This window comes from Aquirufa salirivi (assembly GCF_045310485.1).
Taxonomy (GTDB): domain Bacteria; phylum Bacteroidota; class Bacteroidia; order Cytophagales; family Spirosomataceae; genus Aquirufa; species Aquirufa salirivi.
This window is the reverse complement of the sequence record NZ_JBEWZH010000004.1, coordinates 162,609-186,039: the sequence shown is the minus strand read 5'-3', so window position 1 is coordinate 186,039 and position 23,431 is coordinate 162,609. Positions and strand designations below refer to the sequence as shown.

20 protein-coding genes are annotated in these 23,431 nt (G+C 39.2%); 10 read left to right on the top strand and 10 right to left on the bottom strand.

Annotated features, from left to right (window positions below; genetic code table 11):
• Position 1: 1 nt before the first annotated feature.
• Positions 2-343, bottom strand: coding sequence for a DUF4296 domain-containing protein (locus tag U0R11_RS06895; protein ID WP_406750856.1), 342 nt, complete (start codon positions 341-343; stop codon positions 2-4).
• 100 nt (positions 344-443) lie between these two features.
• Between U0R11_RS06895 and U0R11_RS06890 the strand changes: the two genes are divergently transcribed.
• From U0R11_RS06890 to ispE, 4 genes are read left to right on the top strand one after another with little or no spacing between them, the layout of a single operon-like run.
• Positions 444-1,316 carry a DUF58 domain-containing protein gene (locus U0R11_RS06890; RefSeq protein WP_406750854.1) on the top strand — a complete coding sequence of 291 codons (873 nt, stop codon included), beginning with the start codon at positions 444-446 and terminating at the stop codon, positions 1,314-1,316.
• Entirely contained in the window at positions 1,316-2,176 is an 861-nt protein-coding gene (locus U0R11_RS06885; RefSeq protein WP_406750852.1) for a VPS52 family protein, read from the top strand. The genes U0R11_RS06890 and U0R11_RS06885 overlap by 1 nt, the downstream gene beginning before the upstream one ends.
• On the top strand, positions 2,173-3,165 hold the full coding sequence (locus U0R11_RS06880; RefSeq protein WP_406750850.1) for a VWA domain-containing protein: 993 nt from the start codon (positions 2,173-2,175) through the stop codon (positions 3,163-3,165). The genes U0R11_RS06885 and U0R11_RS06880 overlap by 4 nt, the downstream gene beginning before the upstream one ends.
• A 1-nt stretch (position 3,166) precedes the next feature.
• A complete protein-coding gene (ispE, locus tag U0R11_RS06875; protein ID WP_406750848.1) occupies positions 3,167-3,976 on the top strand; it encodes a 4-(cytidine 5'-diphospho)-2-C-methyl-D-erythritol kinase in 810 nt (269 codons plus the stop codon).
• Here the strand turns inward: ispE and U0R11_RS06870 are convergent.
• Genes U0R11_RS06870 through U0R11_RS06860 form a run of 3 tightly spaced genes read right to left on the bottom strand, consistent with a single transcriptional unit; the run spans position 3,973 to position 9,852 of the window.
• Entirely contained in the window at positions 3,973-5,103 is a 1,131-nt protein-coding gene (locus U0R11_RS06870) for an efflux RND transporter periplasmic adaptor subunit (RefSeq protein WP_406750846.1), read from the bottom strand. The two genes, ispE and U0R11_RS06870, sit on opposite strands and share 4 nt — an antisense overlap.
• Positions 5,096-9,424, bottom strand: a complete 4,329-nt coding sequence (locus U0R11_RS06865) for a CusA/CzcA family heavy metal efflux RND transporter (RefSeq protein WP_406750844.1) — start codon at positions 9,422-9,424, stop codon at positions 5,096-5,098. The genes U0R11_RS06870 and U0R11_RS06865 overlap by 8 nt, the downstream gene beginning before the upstream one ends.
• A gap of 44 nt (positions 9,425-9,468) precedes the next feature.
• Positions 9,469-9,852, bottom strand: coding sequence for a hypothetical protein (locus tag U0R11_RS06860; protein ID WP_166373767.1), 384 nt, complete (start codon positions 9,850-9,852; stop codon positions 9,469-9,471).
• 114 nt (positions 9,853-9,966) lie between these two features.
• Here U0R11_RS06860 and U0R11_RS06855 point away from each other — a divergent pair, with 114 nt between their 5' ends.
• Together U0R11_RS06855 and U0R11_RS06850 are read left to right on the top strand one after the other, a co-directional pair.
• Entirely contained in the window at positions 9,967-10,584 is a 618-nt protein-coding gene (locus tag U0R11_RS06855) for a DedA family protein (protein ID WP_166373766.1), read from the top strand.
• Entirely contained in the window at positions 10,584-11,048 is a 465-nt protein-coding gene (locus tag U0R11_RS06850; protein WP_406750842.1) for an NADH-quinone oxidoreductase subunit A, read from the top strand. The genes U0R11_RS06855 and U0R11_RS06850 overlap by 1 nt, the downstream gene beginning before the upstream one ends.
• A gap of 2 nt (positions 11,049-11,050) precedes the next feature.
• Here the strand turns inward: U0R11_RS06850 and U0R11_RS06845 are convergent, their stop codons facing one another.
• Positions 11,051-12,187 (bottom strand): PorP/SprF family type IX secretion system membrane protein, encoded by a 1,137-nt coding sequence (locus tag U0R11_RS06845; RefSeq protein WP_406750840.1) that lies wholly within the window; start codon positions 12,185-12,187, stop codon positions 11,051-11,053.
• Positions 12,188-12,294: 107 nt separating this feature from the next.
• Between U0R11_RS06845 and bshC the strand changes: the two genes are divergently transcribed.
• From bshC to cysM, 4 genes are read left to right on the top strand one after another with little or no spacing between them, the layout of a single operon-like run.
• On the top strand, positions 12,295-13,857 hold the full coding sequence (gene bshC, locus U0R11_RS06840) for a bacillithiol biosynthesis cysteine-adding enzyme BshC (protein ID WP_406750838.1): 1,563 nt from the start codon (positions 12,295-12,297) through the stop codon (positions 13,855-13,857).
• On the top strand, positions 13,850-14,875 hold the full coding sequence (gene mnmH, locus U0R11_RS06835; RefSeq protein ID WP_406750836.1) for a tRNA 2-selenouridine(34) synthase MnmH: 1,026 nt from the start codon (positions 13,850-13,852) through the stop codon (positions 14,873-14,875). Before bshC ends, mnmH begins: the two co-directional genes overlap by 8 nt.
• A gap of 15 nt (positions 14,876-14,890) precedes the next feature.
• Positions 14,891-15,697, top strand: coding sequence for a serine O-acetyltransferase (locus U0R11_RS06830; RefSeq protein WP_406750835.1), 807 nt, complete (start codon positions 14,891-14,893; stop codon positions 15,695-15,697).
• Between the two features lies 1 nt (position 15,698).
• Positions 15,699-16,574, top strand: coding sequence for a cysteine synthase CysM (cysM, locus tag U0R11_RS06825; protein WP_406750833.1), 876 nt, complete (start codon positions 15,699-15,701; stop codon positions 16,572-16,574).
• On the opposite strand, the gene U0R11_RS06820 is transcribed toward cysM, so the two are convergent.
• The 5 genes from U0R11_RS06820 to U0R11_RS06800 all read right to left on the bottom strand — a co-directional run bounded on the left by U0R11_RS06820 (position 16,560) and on the right by U0R11_RS06800 (position 23,340).
• Positions 16,560-17,162 carry a hypothetical protein gene (locus U0R11_RS06820; protein ID WP_406750831.1) on the bottom strand — a complete coding sequence of 201 codons (603 nt, stop codon included), beginning with the start codon at positions 17,160-17,162 and terminating at the stop codon, positions 16,560-16,562. The genes cysM and U0R11_RS06820 overlap by 15 nt on opposite strands.
• A 73-nt stretch (positions 17,163-17,235) precedes the next feature.
• Entirely contained in the window at positions 17,236-17,442 is a 207-nt protein-coding gene (locus tag U0R11_RS06815; protein WP_109324460.1) for a helix-turn-helix transcriptional regulator, read from the bottom strand.
• A gap of 207 nt (positions 17,443-17,649) precedes the next feature.
• On the bottom strand, positions 17,650-18,948 hold the full coding sequence (locus U0R11_RS06810) for an amidohydrolase family protein (protein ID WP_406750829.1): 1,299 nt from the start codon (positions 18,946-18,948) through the stop codon (positions 17,650-17,652).
• 11 nt (positions 18,949-18,959) lie between these two features.
• Positions 18,960-21,965: an amidohydrolase family protein gene (locus tag U0R11_RS06805; protein WP_406750827.1), complete on the bottom strand. Its 3,006-nt coding sequence runs from the start codon at positions 21,963-21,965 to the stop codon at positions 18,960-18,962.
• A 64-nt stretch (positions 21,966-22,029) separates the two neighbouring features.
• Complete coding sequence (locus U0R11_RS06800; RefSeq protein ID WP_406750825.1) at positions 22,030-23,340, bottom strand: DUF6056 family protein; 1,311 nt, start codon at positions 23,338-23,340, stop codon at positions 22,030-22,032.
• Positions 23,341-23,431 lie beyond the last annotated feature (91 nt).

The window sequence follows — 23,431 nt, the reverse complement described above, 5'->3', positions numbered from 1 at the left end:
CTCATCGATGTGAAGTTTCAGGCTTTTTAAATCGTTTTTCCATGATTCGATTTACCTTATCATACAAGCGCAGAAAATCCTTGGGCTCTTGTACATAGCGATCAAAATTGCTCGCAAACTGCAAAGAATCCACTCCATACTTTTTAAAAATACGCTTTTCTTGATAATTGTACGCCAAGATCGATGAATCAATACTTCCAAAATGCAAATTGGAAACCTTGGATTCTTCGATGTGTATATCGACCAATATCTCAGCTAATTTATCCTCTTCAATGAGTTTGGATTCCGACGATTCCCTGCATGCAAAGAATCCCAAACATAGTAGGAAATAAATTTTTCTCATGGTTCAAATTTCCCCTTAATTTAGAAAGCTTTTATGGCTTTTCATTCGACTTGCTCAAAAAATAGGTAATTTAGCACGATTCTAAGCCCTCATTCATTCCATGGATTCGGACATTCATTCCTTTCTTTCCCATGTTGTTCAATTGGAAATTCGCATCAGAAAAGCGATAAATACCCAAATGCACGGGAATTTTTCGTCCATTTTCAAAGGCTCAGGATTGGAATTTAGCGATTTACGTCAATACCATTATGGCGATGATGTACGTCATATCGACTGGAATACCACCGCCAAAGGCCACGGTACTTTTGTCAAATTATTCAAAGAAGAAAAGGAACAAACCGTATTTTTCCTGTTGGATGTAAGTGCCTCCCAACAGGTTGGCAGAAACTCCCAATCCAAACTTAAAACATTGAAAGAAGTAGCAGGCGTACTTTCCTTTTCAGCCATGCAAGAAGCAAGTCATTTAGGGTTTTGTGGATTTTCTGACAAAAATGAGAAATTCATGCCTCCCGCCATGGGCAAAAAACATGCCTACCGGGTCATCACTGAGCTTTTTAAAATGGAACCAGAAAATACAGGGACCGACTTAAAAGGGGCTTTAGGATTTACCTTGCAGATATTAAAAAGGCGTAGTTTAATATTTGTCTTGTCTGATTTTATCGATGAGAATTACCACGATCTTTTAAGGGCCATGTCGCAAATGCATGATTTAGTGGTCATTCAAATTTTGGACAAACAAGAAATAAAACTTCCATCCTTGGGTATTATCCCAATTTTCGATCCTGAAAGAAAACGGACTACTTGGGTGAATACCAGTTCTACATTTTTCAAAAATTTACAAAAAGAGCAAGGTTTCCAACGAGCCGAAGAGCTCAAAAAATTATGTAAACAATGGCAAGCTGATTACATCAGTATACGGGCAGGGGAAGATTTTGTTCCTACTCTAGTGAAATTGTTTACGGTTAGAAAATAATGCAACAAAAACCCATTCAAATTAAAGGGCAATTCTTGGAAGACTCTGTCAAGATCGGACAGCAGATTCACTATAGCCTTTCGGTCCGACATGGTAAAAACCAAGAAATATTCTTTCCCACCGTGAACCAAAACTTTGGGGCATTTCAAGCTGTAGAAAGAACGTATTTCCCAACCAAAACAGATGCCAGCGGTAGTATTGATTCTGCCGTCTATACGTTTCAACTTTTTAGAATAGAGAATCAACATAGTTTAGCCATTCCAGTTTACCTCTTGCAAGAGTCAGATTGTACTAAAATTTTCCCGACCAAGGACCATATATATTTAAAGCGCTTAGTACCACATCCCGAAAAAATCAATTTGGATTCGCTATATCAACATGTCCCTATCGCACCTTTGCAGCCAAAAACCGACCTGAAAAATGTGGTCATTTGGGGACTTGGTCTTCTCGTTTTCACGGGATTAATCTATTGGTTTTTAGGAAATAGCCTGAAAAAATGGTTTAAACTTTATCTATTGTGGCGAAAAAATGCTGACTTCCGCCGAATTTATCAAAGGTTTACTCGAAATATTGAAAATAATCAATTGGGATTACAAAATTTAGAAAGAGCCTTTTCGCTTTGGAAAAAATACATAGAAAGCTTAACCTCAAAACCATTTACCACGTTTACCACCAAAGAAATGGTGGATACTTTAGAAAATAAACAGTTGGCCAAGGCCCTACATGAATTAGATTCGGCGATTTATGGCGGGAATTTTTCTAGTAAAACCACGGAATCTGTCAACAAGCTTTTGGAAATTGCCAATTCTATATACCAAGAAGAAAGAAAAGTCATATCTCAGGAAAATAAAAAGTCATGAAATACCAATTATTCTTTTCCTGGCAGCAATTTATTTCCCTATTTTCCTACCATTGGGAACATGAGATTTTTCTATTTCTTCTCCCCCTTCCCTTGCTTATATTTTTGATTCGATATTTATTAAATAGAAAAAATCAAGCTCGAATTACCCTTTCATTTACAAAACCTTTAATCCAAAACCGATTAATCCGCTTCATCAGCTTTATCCCAGATATCGTTCAAATCATGCTCCTAACCAGCATCATTTTAGCTTTAGCGGGCCCTTATAAAGTCAATCCAAAAAGAAAGATTCAGCCTGATGGAATTGACATGGCTCTAGCTATCGACATATCCTCCTCCATGCTGAATCGAGACGTAAGTCCTTCTAGATTAGTGATTGCCAAACAAGTAGCCACCTCTTTTGTCAAACAAAGAAAGAATGATTTCATCGCCTTAGTAGCATTTGCTGGCGCGCCCTATCTGGCAAGTCCAATCACGAACGATTCAAGTTATTTGAAACAAGCCTTGTTAGGACTAGATTCTAAATTAATCAAGGAAGAGGGTACTGCTTTAGGCGATGCACTAGGCATGTGTATCAATCAGGTAAGGGATTCTCCCAACCCAAAGAAAATCAGCATTTTAATCAGTGATGGAAATAATACTGCAGGTAATTTGGATCCTTTGACTTCCACTGAATTAGCGAAAACATTTGGCATCAAAGTATATACCATTGCTGTTGGAAGTGTAAAACCTTCATTGGACCCAGTGGATGAAAGTACGCTTCGTATCATAGCCGAAAAAAGCAATGGAAAGTTTTACCGTGCTACTGACCAAAAGAGTTTAAATGCCATTTTTGATGAAATCAATCAATTGGAATCTACCAAAGTGAAAGAAATATATTGGGAAGAACATGTAGATCAGAGCAAATTTTTCTTTGATTTTGCCTTCATTCTTTTCTTTTTGGGGCTGTTTTTAAAACTTAGTCCAATCAGTAATATTTTAGAAGATTAATATGGTCCTTTTCCCGAATGCCAAAATTAATATAGGTCTACAAATCATTGCCAAAAGACCAGATGGTTTTCATGAACTGGAAACCTGCTTCTTTCATATACCTTGGACAGATATTCTAGAAATTAGTCCAAGCTCACAGGTGGAATTTTCTTCCTCAGGTCTGCCTATTTCAGGTGAAGTTCAAAATAACTTATGTCTAAGAGCATATTACGCCTTGGCCAAGGATTTTCAAGTCCCAGCAGTTCACCTACATGTACATAAAATCATACCTATGGGAGCAGGATTAGGTGGAGGATCTGCTGATGCAGCATTTACTTTAATGGGTTTACGAGATTTATTTAATTTACCACTAACGAACGAACAATTAGTCCCCTACGCCCAACAATTAGGCAGCGATTGTTCCTTTTTTCTTTTCCAACAGGCCCAATTAGGCAAAGGTAAAGGCGACAAATTAAGTCCTATTGCCTGTTCTTTACAAGGTCATCATGTCATCCTAATATATCCTAATTTTGGCATTTCCACGCAGGAAGCATACTCCCAAGTCAAACCGAAGCCAGCAAAAATTGATTTGGCCCAATCCATTCAAAAGCCTTTAGAAGTCTGGAAAGACCTCATTTCCAATGATTTTGAACAAAGCTTATTCCCGAAATACCCTATACTAGCTCAAATTAAGCAAGATTTATATGATCAAGGCGCCCTATATGCTGCTATGAGTGGCTCTGGATCTACCATCATTGGGATATTCAACAAAGAAGTCGACCTAGCTGAGCGCTGGGCCAACTTCACTTGTTTCCAAGGTGTAATTTCTTAGTCCTTAGCAAAGATCGCCTCTAAGGCAGAGGCTCCCTTAATGACAACCTTTCCTTCTGGCAAGGTTTTAGTAGGTTGCACTCCAACAAATTCCTCATTGGAACTAAGTACTTTTACAGGAACCTGTTTCATGATCCCTTGTGGGTTTTCTACATAAATAAATCCTCCCTTACCTACTCGAGCCAAACCAGCCTGTGGAATGGTTTTCATTTTTTGATTTCCTACCAAAATCTTCGCATTGATAAATTGGCCTACGGTGAAACGTTGCTCATCAGATTCATTATTAAAATGACCATGGACTGAGGTGGTACGTGTACTTAAATCGACCTGCTTGCCAATCAAAAACACTTTCCCTTTACCTTGCATTCCTTCTGCTTCAAATTGGATTGTTTGACCTATCTTTAAACTACTTAAATCTCTCTCAAACACTTTCAACTCCACATGTTTGTGAGCTATACCAACCAGTTTCACCAATTCATCGGTGGGCTGAACATACTTCCCAATGGACATAAATACATCTACGATGTAGCCATCAATGGGAGCTTTCAATTGTAAATAGGAAGAGATATTTCCTTTAGAGAGAGTTTTCAAATCACAACCTAATATTTCCAATTTCAAGCCAAGGGATTTCACCTGCGCCTGTACGTTAGAAAAATCAGCCTCCGCCAATTGGAGTTTCTTTTTAGACCCCACTTCTTCTGTATTCAAAACCTGTTGACGAGATTTCTCTGAAGTCAAATAGGTTTGCTGACTCAATGCCTGAATATATTCTTGTTGCATTTGAATATAATCCAAACTGGTAATCGTGGCCAAAACCTGTCCTCTGTGTACTAGCTTTCCTGGTAATATTTCAAAAGTCGATTTGACATATCCCGCTATTGGCAGTGAAACAGAAGCCATTGAAATAGGTGGAACATCCACTAAACCCGTGCAAGACACTTCGGAGGACATTTCTTTTTCCTCTAGTTGTCCTAATTCAATTCCAGCATTTTGTTTCTGCTCGGCACTCAGCTTGATACTTGACACAGCTGTTTCGGCTACTGCTGTTTCCGTTTCTTTATTTCCACAGGCCAACAATCCGCCGATGAAAATTAGGATAATCCATTGATATATGATGTGCTTATTCATTTCCTAATATGGTTTCAATTTGAATGATGTTTTGATTATATGCCAAAACTTCCTGTAAATATTGTTCTCTAATCTGCCAAGCTTGTTGCGTATTTTGAAGCATTTCTACATACTCGATTTCCCCTTGTTGGTAGCTTTTCAAAGCCGTTTGAACCAACCATTCTGCTTGAGGCAAGGCTGTTTGTTGGTAGTACTTCAATGAATTACCAAATTTGCCCAAGGATATTTGAGCATTTTGTAAATCTGTACTAATTTGACTTAATACCTGATCTTTTTGGCTTGCAACTACTTGCTCTTGCTTTTGAGCGGCAGAAATACGCGCCTTCTGCCCTTTGGCAAAAATGGGTAAAGATAAACCTGCCTGAACAAAGTTCTGACCTCCATAATTTTCAATACTCTGCGTAGTAGCTCCTACCCGAATATCAGGTTTCATTTTATTCTTTTCCACCTCTGTTTGAAGTTTGGCATGAACTACCTGCTCTTCCAAAAATTGAAGCGTAGGATTTTTAGCTAAATCAGCTGGAATTAGAGGCGCTTGCATCGTTAAAGCATTTGAATTTTGTATCACAAACACTTCCTTTCGATTCATCCAGTAAGCCAAATTCTGATAATTAGCCTGAATATCTGCTTGCAAGGAAAGCTGCTTCTGTTGAAATTCCCTCAAACGCGCTTCAGCAGCAACCACCTCTAATCGGTTCGTTTCTCCTTGTTTGAAACGGACACTGGCTGCCTTCAACATTTGGGAATAGATACTATCTTGTTGATGTAAATATTCTAGATGTTTTTGCTGAATTAACAGTTGATAGTAATACCATTTAACGCTAGAAAGCACTAAGATTTGGGTAATCCTTTGCCTTTTCTCTACCAACATTTTTTGGGACGTCAGTGCTTTAACCTGAGCTCTTAACAAGGTTGGCCAAGGAATACTTTGGGAAGCAATAATGGTATAATCCTGACTAAAATATGTTTGCGTTTTACCATATTGAAAATCAATACTTCCTTTTGGCAAATCCTTTCCAGACTGAATCAATGCTTCTGCACTTTGAATTTCTAGGTTTCCCGTATTCAATAAAGCATTATGTTGTAATGCATCCTGCATGCAGTTTGACAAGGTCAAAACCGGTTTAGATCCCTGACCTAAGCTTGAAAAACTAAGCATTAAGCCGGCTAAAATCACCAAAACAATCATAGGCTGCGACTTCAACTTTTTTTCTCTTCTTGTCATCACCAAAGAATAAACCACGGGAATAACTACCAGCGTTAGAAAGGTAGCTGTGATTAAGCCCCCAATGACCACCGTGGCCAATGGTCGCTGAACCTCCGCACCTGGTGAATGACTCAAAGCCATGGGTAAGAATCCTAAGGAAGCAACAGAAGCAGTCATGATAACTGGACGAAAACGCAATTCGAGCCCTTTCTTTAGTCGCTCTGCTACCGAATACCCTTCCGTAGCTAATTGTTTGAAAAAAGAAAGTAGAACAATTCCATTCAATACGGCAACACCAAATAAAGCTATAAAACCAATTCCTGCGGAAACTGAAAACGGCATTCCTCTGAGGTATAAAGCCCATATACCCCCTATGGCAGAAAGCGGAATAGCCAAATAAATGATGGCCGCTTCTAACATGGAATTGAATGTAAAAAACAAGAGCGCAAAAATTAAGGCTAATGCCAAAGGAACCACGATGGACAATCTGGATTTTGCCGCTTGAAGGTTTTCAAATGTACCCCCGTACTTAACATAGTAACCTGCTGGCAAAGTAATTTTATTCTTCATGACCTTTTCAATGTCTGTCACGACACTTTGTACGTCTCTATTTCTCACATTGATACCAATGGTAATTCGTCGATTGGTATTATCACGAGATATTTCGACAGGGGCATTTTGATAATCTACCGTGGCCACTTCTTCCAGTGGAATTTGAGAACCATTCGGTAAATCTAAATAAAGCTCCTTCAAATTTTGAATATCGGCACGATGCGCTGAATCCAAACGAACCACTAAGTCAAAGCGCTTTTCTCCTTCCATCACCAAACCAGCCGTTTCTCCGGCAAAAGTCATTTTTACCCGTCTGTTCACATCTTGAATACGTAAACCATACTGAGCCATTTTAGCGCGATTATAATGAACAACTAACTGCGGCACGCCGTCGATTTGTTGAACCTTGATATCACCCACTCCCTCGATTTTTCGAATGTAACGAGCTGCTTCAGTCGCTTTATCAAACAAGATTTCTAGATCTTCGCCAAATATTTTAATGGCCACATCGGATTTAACACCCGCAATCAACTCATTAAAACGCATTTGAATAGGCTGGGTGAATTCAAAGTTTACTTCAGGAAAGGCATCTAACTCTCGATCCATTTTTTCTTCCAATTCCTCCATGCTTTTGGCTTTTTTCCAAACGCTGGGTTCATTCAATATAATGATTAAATCACAGGCATTGATTCCCATAGGATCCGTTGGGATTTCCGATGCTCCAATTCGTGACACGACTTGCTTGATTTCATCTGGGAATTTTTTAAGCAACAAGGCCTGAGCATTATTATTGACCGCTATACTTTGAGATAGGGAGGCATTGGTTGGCAAGATCGTTTCTACTGCAAAATCGCCTTCATTCAGCTCTGGAATAAATTCCCCTCCCAAGGTGGTAAATAAACCTATACTTCCTGCTAATAGCACAAAGGATGCTATGACCACTTTCTTACGATTGCTGAGTGCCCAATTGACGATAGGGCTGTATTTGCCATACATAAAGTTCATGATTCTATCTGCCCAGGTAATCTTATGACTCACCTTTTTACTTAGAAATAAGGAAGACATCATCGGCACATAGGTTAATGAAAGCAACAGAGCTCCAAAAATGGCAAACGAAACCGTTTGGGCCATAGGACGGAACATTTTACCCTCAATACCTCCCAATGCCATGATCGGTAAATACACAATTAGAATAATGATTACACCAAAGGCTGCCGATTTAAAAATGGCTTGAGCTGAGATATTTACTTCTTCATCCATTTCATGTTGACTTAGGACTTCTCCTTTCCTCCTTGAATGGAGTCGATGAATGATGGATTCTACAATGATCACGGCTCCATCCACAATCAAACCAAAGTCTATTGCCCCTAATGACATTAGATTCGCTGAAACGCCAAAGATATTCATCATGGCAAAGGCAAACAGCAAACAGAGAGGAATCATGGATGCCACAATAAGTCCAGCCCGCCAATTTCCCAATAACAAGACAAGAATAAAGACCACAATTAATCCCCCTTCGATTAAATTTTTCTCGACGGTATTAATGGCCTTCCCTATTAATATACTTCGATCTAGGTAAGCATTAATGTGAATTCCCTGAGGGAGTGTTTTTTGAATCAATTCCATACGCTCTTTCACATCCTTCACCACGGTATTGGCATTCGCTCCTTTCAATAAAAGCATTACCGCACCCACTGCCTCTCCATTTCCGTTTTTTGTCATGGCACCATAACGTACCGCTTTCCCAAATTGAACTTGGGCAACATCTTTGACGAAAACTGGCAATCCACCCGAACCACGCTGTTTAATCACCGTATTTTCGATATCTGCTAAGGACTGTATCATCCCTTCTGAACGAATGAAATAGGCATCGGTTCCCTTTTCTAAATAACTTCCCCCTGAATTGGAATTGTTATTTTCTAAGGCAGTAAATAGCTCGTCGATACTAATATTCATCGCACGAATTCGCTCAGGATTAATGGCTACTTCATATTGTTTGACATAACCTCCAAAAGAACTGACTTCTACAACACCCTTGATCCCAAGCAATTGACGCTTGACTATCCAATCTTGGTAGGTACGTAAATCAGCCAAGGAATATTGATCTCGGAATTCGGGATCTACGTCCAAGGTATATTGATAGAATTCCCCTAAACCCGTGGTGATTGGAGCCATTTCAGGAATACCTGCTCCACGTAATAAATAAGGTTCGGCCGCTTTTAATTTTTCCGAAACCTGCTGTCGCGCTACTTCCATCGCTACTTCATCTTCAAAGACGACGGTAATAATGGATAAGCCCATGCGGGAAATAGAACGAATATCCTTCACATTGGGGATGGTTCTCAAAGAAATCTCCAAAGGATAAGTGATGAATTTTTCCACTTCAGACGCGGCTAAAGCGGGAGATTGTGTCATCACTTGTACCTGATTCGAAGTGATATCAGGCAATGCATCAATGGGCAAACGAGTGAGCGAATAGCCGCCCCATGCCACAAGTCCTAAGACGAATAAACCTACAATGAGTTTATTTCGAATACTAAAATATATTATCGAATGAATCATTTTTCAATGGAAATGGTGAACGTAAGGAAATGAATGTCAATTCCCTAGTACCGTGGAGGTGCAATTAGCACTCTCGCTAATGAAAAACGATATAGATTTTGCCAATTGATTAACTGGCGACGAGGTAACACAAAAAGTAGCGGTAAGATAAAGACTAAATAAATGGATGGTAGGACATATCCACTTACGCCACTAAAATCAAAACTAGGTAAACTAGGATGACTGGTTGTTTTAGCGTGTTTGGAATCAGCGGCATAATGCATCCAAAGAAAATCCATGAAACTAAATCCTGCTGGTGCCTGACGCTTATGATCTTGAAAGTGTTTTAGCAATTCATTCGCCTTGAAACTTTGTTCCATTCCCACCTTTGGAATCCAGGATCCCGCAAAGATAATCACAAAAAGGATGGAGGCTAGCCAAGTTTTCATAGCTCAAATGTAGGAAAAAATGGAAATTTTAATGGATATTTATACTCTCAATGTACATTTTTTTGAGACAAAAGCCTAAAAACCAACGATTAATAAGCTTGTATAGCCCCTATTATGGATGAAATAAATATTTTGTGGCATCAGTTAACTGATTCTGAAACCATCATTCGCTCAGGCTTGCTTGTTATTACGTTGATTGTTTTTGCTGAGAATGGTCTGTTCTTTGCCTTTTTCCTTCCAGGTGATTATTTGCTTTTTTTAACGGGCGTATTTGGAGGTACAGGTGTCTTAAAAGAACCACTTTCGGGTTTATTAGCCAGCATATTTTTGGCTGCCGTAATCGGATCTCTCGTAGGTTATCTTTCTGGGCGTTTCTTTGGAAAATCTCTAGAAAACAGGCCTGACAGCCTCTTTTTTAAGAAAAAACATTTAGATTCAACTCGTGAATTTTTCGATAAATACGGCTTTATGGCCTTGGTTATCAGTCGATTTTTACCCGTAGTTAGAACTTTTACTCCCATCTTGGCAGGTATTAGTAGAATGCCCTGGTACAGTTATTTATTATTAAATGTCATTGGCGGTGGTCTTTGGGTAGGAATTTTGGTTACTTCCGGTTATTACCTTGGACAGCATTTCCCTTGGATCATTAATTATGTACATTATATTATTTTGTTTTTTTTAGGGATAACCACCTTTACCGTCATTAAAGGTTATTTAAAAATGAGGCAGTAATGGAAGCTTTCGCATATGTCGCGGCCTTTTTGATCGCAGGAATTCTATTCTTAGCCATTATTTTAACCCTTGCCAAATGGATTAGGCCGAATCGCCCTAATGTTGAAAAACTGAGCACTTATGAGTCAGGCGAAGCACCTATGGGGAATGCCAACATTCGCTTCAATCCTCGTTTTTATTTGATTGCCTTGATGTTTGTCTTGTTTGAAATCGAACTTATTTTCCTTTTTCCTTGGGCCTCCGTTTTCCACCATCCTGACCTAGAAAATGCAAGTCCAACCTGGTCCAGCTATGCCTTGGTTGAAATGTTTATTTTCATTGGGATTTTAACCTTAGGTCTTGCCTTAGCTTGGGTGAAGGGATATTTAAATTGGGATAAACCTATTGCTCCTAGCCTACCAAACGATAGCCCAATTCCAGATCAGGCTTACCAAAAAATTCGAGATAAATACGTTTCAGAATAATATCAATGCGGAGTTGGAACTCCTATCCTATTATTTATTGTAATTCCCAATACTATTTCATGTGAACCCATGGACTGATAGGCTAGTCCGTTGGCATTCAAGTCATACGAATAAGACATGTGCATATTATGCCGGAGTTGAACTCCAAACATGGCAGAATAGGATTCCCTGTGTCGGTATCCAAAACCAATCCAAAACTGTTGATTGAAATCGGCTTTTACATTCGCCTCAATGGACATGGTTCCTGCTTTATAAAACTTCACCATGGCTGCCGGTGAAACTGTAAAATATTTCGAAGTACGGATGTGATAACCCATCATGGCAAATAAATTAGGCTTCATGGTTCCCGAATATAAGGCCCGCGTCATGACCTTATCATTGTCAAAATCCGAATTATTTGGCCAATAATACCTTCTACTAAGCGTATCCAAAGCTGAAGGATCAGAGCGCTCATAGGTGAAGTTCTCAAATATCAACTGATTTGCCGAAAGACCTAAGAAAAATTCTCGATTGTAATAAAGCACCCCTACATTGGCCATTAATTGACCTGCCGTGAGGGATCCATAAGGAGTGGGTGCCGATGTGATGGCTGTTCCAGCCGGTGGATCTAAATATAAAATTAATGGATCTCCTCCATCTTTTACATCAAAATTATTCATGTTTAAGCCCCTGGAATAATATCCGCCTGTTGCTCCCACTGACAACTTATTTTCCCCACCCAAGGATACATGGTATGCATAAGATCCAGCTACAGAAAAGGTAGACATGGGGCCAAATTGATCAGCTTGAACCTGTAGTCCCAAACCCTGATGAAATTCCCAACGATAATCTTTCTTTCTCCGTTTTGTTGGAATAAAAGACCTTCGAATCGTTTTGGACATATAAGGTGTAGGTCCCGTGGAAGTCCTGTCCGACTTATCAATGGACCAATTGGCTGTAGCATTAAAGGTCTTCATACCTTCTGATAAACCGACCCACTGCTGTCGATAACCCACTTTAATATCTGTATAATCCTCAAATCCAGCAAAAGCCGGATTATACAGATAACGATTCATCATGAATTGAGTAACTTGAGGTGTTTGTTGTGCAAAGCCCAAATGCGCAACTAGAAGTAAGAAAAGAACGGCGAAAAATCTCATTTGAAAAATTAGAACCTCAAAATTCTGTTAAATATATTTAATTTCGCTCGAACTTTCTGGAAAACAGTTGGGTTTTTATATATTAACCGCCCTTTCCATTCAACCATATGCCTATCCAAAGTTACCCGCTATCTCAAATTGCTGCTTTCAGTTCTTTACTGTTGGACTATCTAGACGAGAAACCTAATTTAAAAAACTTATATCAAAATAGCCCGAACATTGCTGGCTTTAAAAATCAATTAGCTGATAAAAAGTCATTCCCTGTCAGCAATCGACAAACTTTAGTAGAAGTACTTCAAGATCAATACCAAGATGTAGAAAACGCTCCCGCCATTGAAAAATTACTGGATGCGCATACTTTTACCGTGACCACTGGTCACCAGCTCAATCTCATGACTGGCCCATTGTACGTCATCTACAAAATAGTCTCTACCATTAATCTGGCTAAACAATTAAAAGCTAAATATCCAGCATATCACTTTATTCCTGTTTACTGGATGGCGACAGAGGACCATGATTGGGATGAGATAAATCATGTGCACCTGAACCAAAAGACCTACTCTTGGAATACCCATCAACAAGGAGCCGTGGGGAGATTTAACTTAGAAGGGATAAGTGATTTTTTACAATCATTGCCCTATTCATTGCCTATTTTCCAAAAAGCCTATACTCAAAACAAGACTTTATCTGAAGCCGTCCGATGTTATATGCATGAGCTTTTTGGAGCGGAAGGATTAGTTTGTTTGGATGCTGATGATGCCCGATTAAAATCTTTATTTCTTCCTATGATGGAGGCTGATTTGCTGAATCAGGTGCATGAAACTTTAGTAGAAAACCAAAATCAACATTTGAATGAGTTAGGGTATAAAACCCAGATCAATGCTCGAGGAATCAACTTGTTCTATTTATTGGATGGTAGTAGAGATCGAATTGAAAAACATGGAGAAAAATACCAAGTATTGAATCGAGGTATACTGTTTAATCATGAGGAACTAAAAAAGGAGCTTCAGCTTCATCCTGAAAGATTTAGCCCGAATGTGGTACTTAGACCTTTATACCAAGAATGCATTTTACCGAATCTTGCTTATGTAGGTGGACCAGCGGAAGTGGCTTATTGGCTACAGCTGAAAGGAATATTTGATCACCACCATATACCTTATCCCATTGTTTTGCCAAGAAATTTTGCTTTACTCCTACCTCCTGTGGAACAAAAGAAATTGGAAAAATTAGGCATAAAAATCAGTGATTTCTTTCTTCCTGAATCATCTATAGTTCGAAAATATGTCCTTGAAAATTCGGTATATAGCCTAGATTTCATTCAAGAAATAGAGGCTGTAAATCCGATTTTAGTACAGATGGTCCATAAAGCAAAACAAGTAGATCCAACCCTAGAAGGTAGTATACTGGCAGAAAGACAACGTTGGGTAAATGGCTTGGAACGGATGGCGAAAAAATTAAAACGCGCAGAAGAAAGAAATCATGAAACGGCCATTCGTCAAATACAACAAGTGAAAGCCCGTTTGTTTCCACATGGCAATTGGCAAGAGAGATACGATAACCTCCTAGATTTTTACTTGGATAAGCCTAGTCTGATTCAAGACTTATTAAATGGCTTTGATCCATTAAATTTTGAACTTTACGTGATTCCTTTACAGCCTTCAAATGCCTGAAAAACTTAGCCCTTTGGATTTTATTTCCGCTTCTTCTGAAGGGGTGGTGTTAGATGTGCGTTCTCCGGGAGAATTTGAAAGAGCTCATATACCTGGAGCCATTTCTTTCCCTATGTTCAGTAATGAGGAAAGGGCTGCTGTAGGCACTTGCTATAAAAAAGAGGGTAAGGATAAAGCCGTGGAATTAGGGCTATCCATAGTAGGACCCAAATTAGCCTCCTGGGTAAAATCTGCCAAAAAATTATCTCAGGGAAAACCCGTGTTAATCCATTGTTGGCGGGGAGGAATGCGAAGTGGAAGTATGGCCTGGCTATTGGAAACGGCAGGTTTACCCGTTAAATTATTAATTGGAGGTTACAAAGCATACCGACATTTGGTATTAAAAAACCTAGCAAATCCTCTTCCTTTACAGGTATTGGGTGGGAAGACTGGCAGTGGAAAAACAGAAATATTATTGGAAATGAAAAAGCGAGGATTTCAAGTCATCGATTTGGAAGGAATTGCTCATCACCGAGGCTCTGCTTTTGGTCATTTGGGATTAGCCCCTCAGCCAAGCAGTGAACATTTTGAAAATTTGCTTTATCATGAATTAAGTCAATTGAATAAACAACAAACTATTTGGGTTGAAGATGAAAGTAGACATATTGGCAAAGTATTCATGAATTTGGAATTTTATAACCAACTTCGGGATGCCCCGGTACTATTTTTGGACATAGATGCCCAATACCGATTGCCTTATTTAGTGGAAGTATATGCTCAATATCCCAAAGAACTGTTGGCAGAAGCGATCGAAAAAATAAAAAAACGATTGGGGGGGCAACACTATCAAAAAGCAATGGCTTGCTTGGAAATAGACGAGTTTGAAGAGGTGGCAGCGATTACCTTGCAGTATTATGACAAAGCTTATTTACATGGACTGGAGCAAAGAGATCCTGAAAAAATCAAACGACTCGAGGTTCATTCCTTAGATACGCAAAAGCAGGTGGATGCTATTCTTCCACATATTACGAATGCCTAAAAACCATAACCGAAGATGATGTTACCTTCAGAATTTTTAGATACTATACTGGCAAAACATGAGCAAACTCGTGATTTTCCAGCTACTTCAGATATAAAAAAACTATTTACAAAGATTATCCTGACGCTTTTCCCAGAGCAAACTCGTAAACATTTCTCTCAAAAAGAAGAATTGGTGGCTGTTTGGGAAAGCATTGAAAATGGGTTAGAGTCCATGCTGCACTCGATGAAAAACGAATTGCCTACGGACCCCCATAGCTTAACGCAGGCCTATATGGCACGCATTCCTAAGGTATATGAAACCTTACTAACTGACGTAGAAGCTATGGTCAATGGGGACCCTGCTGCCAATACGGACTTTGAGGTAATTAGAACGTATCCAGGTTTTTATGCTATGGCATTTTATCGCTTAGCACATGAGCTTTGTGCTTTAGGAGTTCCGTTAATCCCACGAATATTAACGGAATATGCCCATTCCAAAACGGGTATTGATATTCATCCTGGTGCCCGCATAGGCAAGTACTTTTTTATGGACCATGGAACAGGAATCGTTATAGGAGAAACATGCGTTATTGGCGAGCGAGTTAAAATTTACCAAGGTGTGACCTTAGGTGCATTATCGGTCGACAAAAGTATGGCTTCCACCAAAAGACATCCAAGCATAGAAGATGATGTGGTTATTTATTCAGGTGCTACCATTTTAGGGGGAGATACAACGGTGGGTAAAAATTCAGTCATCGGAGGTAATGTTTGGCTCACGAGAAGTGTAGCTCCAAACACAAAAATATACCATCAAGAAAATACAAAAGTTATCTTAGACTAATATGAGCACATTATTAGACTTAGTAGGGAATACGCCTTTGGTCGAATTAAACAAATTGCACAACAATAAGAATGTGCGTATTTATGGAAAACTGGAAGGTAATAATCCGGGTGGTTCGGTAAAAGATCGAGCGGCTAAAAACATGATTGAGTCGGCTTTAATGCGCGGAGATATTCAACCCGGCATGAAGCTCATTGAAGCCACTTCTGGAAATACAGGGATAGCTTTAGCCATGATTGCTTGCTTATATAATTTGGAAATCGAATTAGCTATGCCGGCAAACTCTACTCGTGAGCGAGTATTGACCATGGAAGCATTTGGTGCCAAAGTTACTTTAACCAAGAGTATCGAAGAAGCGAGAGATTATGCAGTGGACAAAGCCGCTACAGGGGAATATATCTTGTTGAATCAATTCGAAAATCCAGATAATTACCTCGCCCATTATAAAAGTACTGGTCCGGAAATTTACCGAGATACGCAAGGGGAAATTACGCACTTTGTGAGTTCCATGGGTACTACGGGAACCATCATGGGAACCTCCATGTATTTGAAAGAACAAAATCCAAACATTCAAATAATTGGTTGTCAGCCCACTGATGGCTCTTCTATACCTGGGATTCGTCGTTGGCCAGAAGCTTATCGTCCTAAAATTTACCAACCCGAGCGTGTCGACCGTATCATGGATATTTCCGAGGAAGAGGCTGTAGCTATGACAAGAAAACTTGCCAAAATAGAAGGTGTTTTTGGAGGAATGAGTAGTGGAGGAGCTGTAGCTGCTAGTATTCGTTTGGCTGCGGAGCTACAAGAAGGGGTGATTGTATGTATTATTTGTGACCGTGGCGACCGCTATCTTTCTAGTAATCTATTTGGAGAGTAAAACGCCTAAGAGCTTGTAGTGCGTAGGTTTACCCCAACGTAATTTTTGACTTCCTTCAATATAATACGTTTGCACATGGCCATCTGAAAATGTCATTTGCAAGTTTTTGCTGGTTTCAAAAAGGAAGTTCTTTTGAGAAACTTCTATTTCCACGCGCGTAGGTCTATTTAGCTCATCAATATGCACCATGAATTTCTTAACTGGCAAGCTCTCTCCCAATTTCAAAGAATACCAAATTAAGTCTGGTTCGGATAGATTATCATAGCTTTTTTCAAATGCTGGTTTATTCAAATCCGCTTCCAAAAACAAGGCCCACTCCTTGGCCCAATCAATATCAGAGACCACTTTTACTTCCTTAACTCCATCCAAAAATACTGTTTTATGTACTTTAGGTTTCGTCTCCTCAAATGATTTGATATGGGTAGTAAGTAAATCTGCCCAAGCAAAATACGTGTTTTTAGGACTTGTATTGCTAGGCTCAGCACATGAAAAAAATAGTACTCCTGTCAATAAACAGAAAAATGGTACAAATTGACGGGTATGTAGATTTGAATTTCTCAAAACAAGATCATTGTTTGATGCGGGCATAAAGGTACGGATAATCCCTAAATAAGAAATAGAAAAGCCGGCTTTTGAAAAACCGGCTTAATCTTGATATTGCTCAACTGGCCATCACTTCTTCTAATGGAATTTTAAGCACTTTGGTCAACTGAAAAATCTTAGTCGCGTTAGGATAATGTTTACCAGATTCCCAATAATTGTAAGCGCTTTGGCTTACTCCTACAGCACTGGCTACTTGTTGTTGGGTGAGTTGCAAAGATTGCCTTGATTTAATCAAAGCAACAGAGAATAAATGTTTGGTTTTCATACTATTAATTGGTTAGGTGATATTAATTAATTCAAATGTTTCGAATTGAAGTATAAATTACAAATGCCATCAAATAAAATATCCAATTTTATGATTTTTTTGATATTGGCACTCCATAAGATGCAAAAAAATAGCCTGAAATGAGAATTTCAGGCTTGGTAGTAAAATCAATAAAATGACCTATGCCAAAAGAGCACAGGCCAATCACTATTTAATTTGATATTTATATTTATATCGTTCAAACAACTGAGTATGTTTGTTTTGCAAATCTACAACCCGCCCTTGAATAAAGGCATGCGTCAAAACACTCGACTTCATGTCCAATAAATCTCCTTGACAAATCAGAATATTGGCATCTTTCCCATTTTCAATCGTTCCGGTTCTCTTTTCAATTCCCAAAATCTTAGCAGGATTGAACGTGATCACTTGCAATGCCTCCTCCTTGGTCAAGCCATAAGCGGCTAAAGTCCCTGCCATGAAAGGCAAATTTCTTTGCTGTGTATAGCCATCACCTGAATCTTGGCTAATACTTACCAAAACACCGGCTTTGTATAACATCGCTCCCGTTTTATACGGCTGATCCACCGCATCATCCTCTGTCGCAGGTAAACTATGTGGCTCTGAAAGTATCACACTCACTTGGTTTTCTTTCAAAATATCCGCAATCATCCAGCTATCTGCTCCACCAGCAATAACCAATTTAAAGTTAAACTCTTTGTTCAATTCAACGGCCGCCAGCATTTCCTTTACTAAATCACAATGAATATACAAGGATTGACTACGATCAAACAATCCTTTCACTGCTTCAAATTTCAAATTTACCTCTGCATGCGCCTTTTCATTTAAATAAGCTTTCGCTTCTCTGAAAAATCCCTTGGCCTGTTCTATTCTAGCTAAGCCCGCTCTTACAGGATCTCCTGCTGGCGCATTTCCACGACGCATATTGTTTGGACGATTGATCAAAGCTGGCATGGTCATATGTATTCCTTCATCAACCAAATAAGCCGCATCTTCCCAGTTCCATGCATCCAATTGGACAACACTTGAGCTTCCTGAAATCAAGCCTCCTTGTGGAACAATTTGGGCCAATAAAACACCATTGGTTCGTAAGGTATTAATGACTTTACTGTCGGTATTGTATGCCACCAAGGAACGAACATTGGGATGCATATCCCCTAATTCCACGTAGTCTACTGTTGCTCGTGTTGAGCTAACCTCCACCAATCCTAAATTGGTGTTGGGGGCAATAATTCCTGGATATATATGTTTTCCTGTAGCATCAATATGTTCTACATCGGCTCCTAAACTAGGAGTTGACGTTTCAATTTTCAATTTCCCCTTCTCTATGATCAAATTACTTTTCTCAATTACTTGCCCATTTCCTACGTGAATGGTTGCTCCTGTAATGACAATTTTCTTTGATTGTGCAGGTGAGGGATGCATGGTTTCCTGAGCTTGTAGCCCTATGGAAATCATACTTAGTATAGCTATGAATATTTTTTTCATGTGGATGTCGATTAATTTTCTGTCAATACCATGCGTGATTGGATACGCTCCCAAAGACTTTTGTCGTGTTGGTGATCTTCTTCGCAATTATTCAATTCCTTAAAAGTAGGTGCAGCTGGACGTGTGCTAGCTCCTCCCTTTTTGGCATTGGCCATTTTTTGAACCAATCGCTGTTTTTCAGCTTTCAAATTTGCTTGTAAGGTAGCGTCCAAATCACGATCAAAAACAATCATGCCATCTACTATGGTCTTTTCAGATTTGGCATAAATACTTAATGGATGCGCAGACCAAAGTACTAAGTCGGCATCTTTGCCTGCTTTGATACTTCCCACACGATCTGATACGTGCAACATGTTAGCTGGATTCAAGGTGACCATTTTCAAGGCATCTTCCTCGCTCATTCCTGCATATTTCACTGATTTAGCAGCTTCTTGATTCAATCGACGAGCCATTTCCGCATCATCTGAATTAATGGCTACATTAATTCCATTTTTTTGCATGATATAGGCATTTTGAGGAATGGCATCCAAAACCTCCATTTTATAATTCCACCAATCACTGAAGGTGGAGGCATTGGCTCCATGCTGTTTCATTTTGTCGGCCACTTTATAACCTTCTAAAATGTGCGTAAATGTATTTACAGTAAAATTGAAACTTTCTGCCACCTTCATCATGGAATTAATTTCACTCTGAACATAGGAGTGGCAGGTTATAAATCGCTTCTTATTGAGAATTTCCAATAAGGTTTCTAATTCTAAATCAATGCGCTTGCCTGGTCCTAATTTTTCATATTCTCTGGCTCGAGTAAAGGCATCAATTAAAACTTGCTCCACGCCCATTCGGGTATCTGGAAAACGATTATTGGCTGTATTATAAGAACGTTTCACATTTTCTCCCAAGGCAAATTTGATGAATGGATCCCAATTGGCAAATTTCATCTGTTCGGCATTTTGTCCCCAACGGAATTTGATTAATTGGGTCTGACCGCCTATCGTATTACAGCTTCCATGCAAAATATGACTGCTTGTTACGCCTCCACTTAATTGTCTGTAAATGTCCACATCTTCTGGATCGATCACATCCGCTACTCGGACCTCTGCCGTAACTGACTGGGAGCACTCGTTAATTCCTCCAGCAGCAGCTACGTGTGAATGCTCATCAATGATTCCAGCTGTAAGGTGCTTATTGGTTCCATCAATCACTTTCGCTGAAGCATCTTTAAGGTTTTTACCCACCGAAACGATTTTCCCATTCTTCACTAAAACGTCTGTTTCTTTCAACACTCCTTGTTTTTCATTGGTCCAAACCGTCGTATTTTTGATCAAAATTGTCTCTTGCTTTGGAATTATTTTTTGACCAAAACCATTGAATGGATATACCAAAGATCCTAATGCCTCCTCATCTGCTTTCTTTTCTTTCTTATCAGATTTACTTTCTTCTAAAGCTCCCTCACGAGTCGCTTTCCAACTAACCCAGTCTCCAGAAGCTAATTGTCCCGTTCCTAACCAATTGGCACCTTGCTGCGTCCCCGTTAAGCGAATACGTTTACCTGCTTCTCCTTTTTTGGAAAATACTAAATTGACCAATTGATCTTTTTGGCTCAAATCAACCTGTATAGTATCAGCACCTTGTAAAGTAGCTTTTAAGTCGGCCTTCACCACTAAGGTATATTTCTCAGCACCCAATTGGAAGGCATATTTTCCTGTTAAGTTGGACCAAGCATCTACTTGTACACCATAACCATTTCCTTGTACCCAGTTTTCTACAATTTGGGTTTTATCTTGAAAAACGGGTCCGGTTGTAATCAGGAAATTAGCCAATTTCCCTACATCCAAAGTTCCAACTTGATCCGCAATACCTAAAAGCTGCGCTGGACTCGTGGTTAAAGCATCCATCGCTTTTTGCTCGGAAAGGCCCATTTGTATGGCCTTTTTCAAGTTCGCCAAAAAAGAAGAAGTTTCTTTCAACCCATGAGCTGTTAAGGCAAATGGGATACCTGCCTTTTCAAATGCTGCTGGATTCGTTGGAGCTAATTCCCAATGTTTTAATTCAGCTACATTGACAAAACGTGCATCAGTAGGATCCTCCAAATCCATGGCTTGTGGAAAAGCTAAGGGTAATATGAAGCTCGCTTTGGTCGCTTTTATATCTTCGATACGCTGGTATTCATCTCCAGCAGCTTTGATGATGTATTGTATACCAAATTCATCCCCAATTTTATCAGCACGTAATGCAGACCATTTATCACTCACTTCAAAAATCTGCGGTAAAGATAATTGCTCATTAAATGAAGATAAACTCAGGTTTAGCCCTTCCTTTACGGGTTTAGATTTATACCATTGTGCATCTAAAAAATTCTGTCTTAACAAAGCGACGCTCCCCATGAGAGAGGTCGGGTAATCTTGGGTAGATGATCCTTTGCTAAAAGAATAATGGGCAGATGCTTTCTCTTTTAAGATAACTAAATTCTCCTTCTGATTAGCCAAGCTTACAATTGTCCCTGCCCCTCTCGAAATTCCATCCATTTGGTGGGTCAAAACAAGGCCAAATCCTGATTGTCTTAATTCCTTGGCTTTGGCTTCATTCACTTGGAATATTTTCACGTGAGCCAATTCCGACTTCAAGGCTTGATTCCAGGAATAGGGACCTTTGGTATTGGACAGCATTTGAGCTGGACTACGAAAGTTAGATGTCCCACCTCCGATGGCCGGGGTTCCATAGTCGCTATACATATCAATGAAAGAAGGATAGATATACTTGCCTTGACAATCTAGCACAACCGCTTCTTTAGGGATAGGGATATTGACTCCCACTTGTTCAATCTTTCCCTGACGTATAATCAGCGTCGCATCTGTGAGCGTTATCTTGGAATCCTTCACGATGGTTGCATGCGTAAAAGCATAATATCCTTGCCGAGGATTAGCGACATCATTTACAGGGTAAGTTATTTGGGCCACCAAAGGAATACTGATAACCCATAAGAAGGCGGCTGCCCCCAAGGTAAAAAGGTGTTTCATAGTAAGTTTGTTAATGAATTTTAAAGGTAATCATTGATAAGCTTTTCTTAACCTGATTTACCATTTAATTGTTTTTTAAGCGAACCTGTTTCTTGCCATAATACTTGGCAATGCATTTACACCATAAATGACTAGAATCGGTAGATATTTCCTCATTAAATAGGAAAGCAGATTTTGTTTGAATGGCTGGAATTTCCACCGAGTCAAGTTTATTTTGTTGTAGAGACCTAAATCTAGCTTCTTGTTCCTTAGCAAATTGAAATGCTGTTCCAGAACTAATTTCCGTGGCCATCAAGTGGGCACTTTTACTAAAATGCATATTGGGTAAGATCAGTAACATGATGAGCAATTGAACGGGGAATTGAGCCTTAGCAGGTAAGGACTCTATTAACTTTTGATGTAAAACAAAACTCAAATAGCTCGATCCTACTAATAAATACATAAAAAGTAAACTCAATGTACGATTGGGGATACCCGATTCATCTAGGGCTAATGAAATAGGTAGAAAGCTCAAGTAATAGCCCAAGAACAAAATGCCCAAAAACCCGAAGAAAAGAGGCCATGAAATCGGAGATTCTTGTTTTTTACCTGTTCCAAATAAAAGAATCCAAATATTCATAAGCCAAAATAAGGGCTCTTTTAAAAATAGATAAAACTGATGTACAGCAATTTTAAAAGCTTCTATTAAACCATCCCCCAAGGCGATGTGTTTAGTGGCTCGAATAGCGTTTCCTGGCGCCAAAATAACCAAGGCCAAACCAATCAGCCAAACCATTCCTAAGATCCAAAGTTCTGGCTCGATTCGCTTATTTTTAATGACTCGATAAAGTTGTAAACAACCAAAAACGGCCGAAAAGAAAATCATGGTAATTTCACTACTTCCGATGAGTAGAAATAAAACAAGAGGCAATACGAAAAATCGTATCCATCTAGCTTTTTCGAAATAATAGAGGTTAAAAAATAAGATGACTAGTTGAAAGGACAAAGGATAAAAAAGACCTGAAAACCAAAAATACCATTCATATAATCCCGGAATGGTATACCAACCAATGGCCTGAAAAACGAGAGCACTCCATAAGACTGTAGGATTCCACCAGGGTTTTTGAAATATATTTTTAGCTAAATAAAGCGTATTGGCTAAACTTAAACTCATAATTAAGCAAGTGGCCCAGGTGAAATAATCAAAATCTGGACTAAAGATTAAGGGGTTTAGGTGTAAAATGACGTTACCAAAATAACGACCACTCCAACCGATATAATATTGATAAGCTCCTCCGAAGATTCCAAACTCTTTTCCTACCCAAGCAAAACAAAAATCATCCGTGATATTGGGACCATTGGCAATCGCCATGCTTCCCATCAAGTATGCCATCATAGCCCAAAAAATGAAACCCAACAAAAGGAGGACAAATGACTTAATATTGAGTTGGGGGAGTATCGTTTTGGACATATTCTTACAAATAGAA

What these genes read in the sequence shown, in the direction of transcription:
- U0R11_RS06895 (WP_406750856.1), bottom strand. Translation starts at nt 343, where the DNA reads ATGAGAAAAATTTATTTCCTACTATGTTTGGGATTCTTTGCATGCAGG.
- U0R11_RS06890 (WP_406750854.1), top strand. Translation starts at nt 444, where the DNA reads ATGGATTCGGACATTCATTCCTTTCTTTCCCATGTTGTTCAATTGGAA.
- U0R11_RS06885 (WP_406750852.1), top strand. Translation starts at nt 1,316, where the DNA reads ATGCAACAAAAACCCATTCAAATTAAAGGGCAATTCTTGGAAGACTCT.
- U0R11_RS06880 (WP_406750850.1), top strand. Translation starts at nt 2,173, where the DNA reads ATGAAATACCAATTATTCTTTTCCTGGCAGCAATTTATTTCCCTATTT.
- ispE (WP_406750848.1), top strand. Translation starts at nt 3,167, where the DNA reads ATGGTCCTTTTCCCGAATGCCAAAATTAATATAGGTCTACAAATCATT.
- U0R11_RS06870 (WP_406750846.1), bottom strand. Translation starts at nt 5,103, where the DNA reads ATGAATAAGCACATCATATATCAATGGATTATCCTAATTTTCATCGGC.
- U0R11_RS06865 (WP_406750844.1), bottom strand. Translation starts at nt 9,424, where the DNA reads ATGATTCATTCGATAATATATTTTAGTATTCGAAATAAACTCATTGTA.
- U0R11_RS06860 (WP_166373767.1), bottom strand. Translation starts at nt 9,852, where the DNA reads ATGAAAACTTGGCTAGCCTCCATCCTTTTTGTGATTATCTTTGCGGGA.
- U0R11_RS06855 (WP_166373766.1), top strand. Translation starts at nt 9,967, where the DNA reads ATGGATGAAATAAATATTTTGTGGCATCAGTTAACTGATTCTGAAACC.
- U0R11_RS06850 (WP_406750842.1), top strand. Translation starts at nt 10,584, where the DNA reads ATGGAAGCTTTCGCATATGTCGCGGCCTTTTTGATCGCAGGAATTCTA.
- U0R11_RS06845 (WP_406750840.1), bottom strand. Translation starts at nt 12,187, where the DNA reads ATGAGATTTTTCGCCGTTCTTTTCTTACTTCTAGTTGCGCATTTGGGC.
- bshC (WP_406750838.1), top strand. Translation starts at nt 12,295, where the DNA reads ATGCCTATCCAAAGTTACCCGCTATCTCAAATTGCTGCTTTCAGTTCT.
- mnmH (WP_406750836.1), top strand. Translation starts at nt 13,850, where the DNA reads ATGCCTGAAAAACTTAGCCCTTTGGATTTTATTTCCGCTTCTTCTGAA.
- U0R11_RS06830 (WP_406750835.1), top strand. Translation starts at nt 14,891, where the DNA reads ATGATGTTACCTTCAGAATTTTTAGATACTATACTGGCAAAACATGAG.
- cysM (WP_406750833.1), top strand. Translation starts at nt 15,699, where the DNA reads ATGAGCACATTATTAGACTTAGTAGGGAATACGCCTTTGGTCGAATTA.
- U0R11_RS06820 (WP_406750831.1), bottom strand. Translation starts at nt 17,162, where the DNA reads ATGCCCGCATCAAACAATGATCTTGTTTTGAGAAATTCAAATCTACAT.
- U0R11_RS06815 (WP_109324460.1), bottom strand. Translation starts at nt 17,442, where the DNA reads ATGAAAACCAAACATTTATTCTCTGTTGCTTTGATTAAATCAAGGCAA.
- U0R11_RS06810 (WP_406750829.1), bottom strand. Translation starts at nt 18,948, where the DNA reads ATGAAAAAAATATTCATAGCTATACTAAGTATGATTTCCATAGGGCTA.
- U0R11_RS06805 (WP_406750827.1), bottom strand. Translation starts at nt 21,965, where the DNA reads ATGAAACACCTTTTTACCTTGGGGGCAGCCGCCTTCTTATGGGTTATC.
- U0R11_RS06800 (WP_406750825.1), bottom strand. Translation starts at nt 23,340, where the DNA reads ATGATGGCATACTTGATGGGAAGCATGGCGATTGCCAATGGTCCCAAT.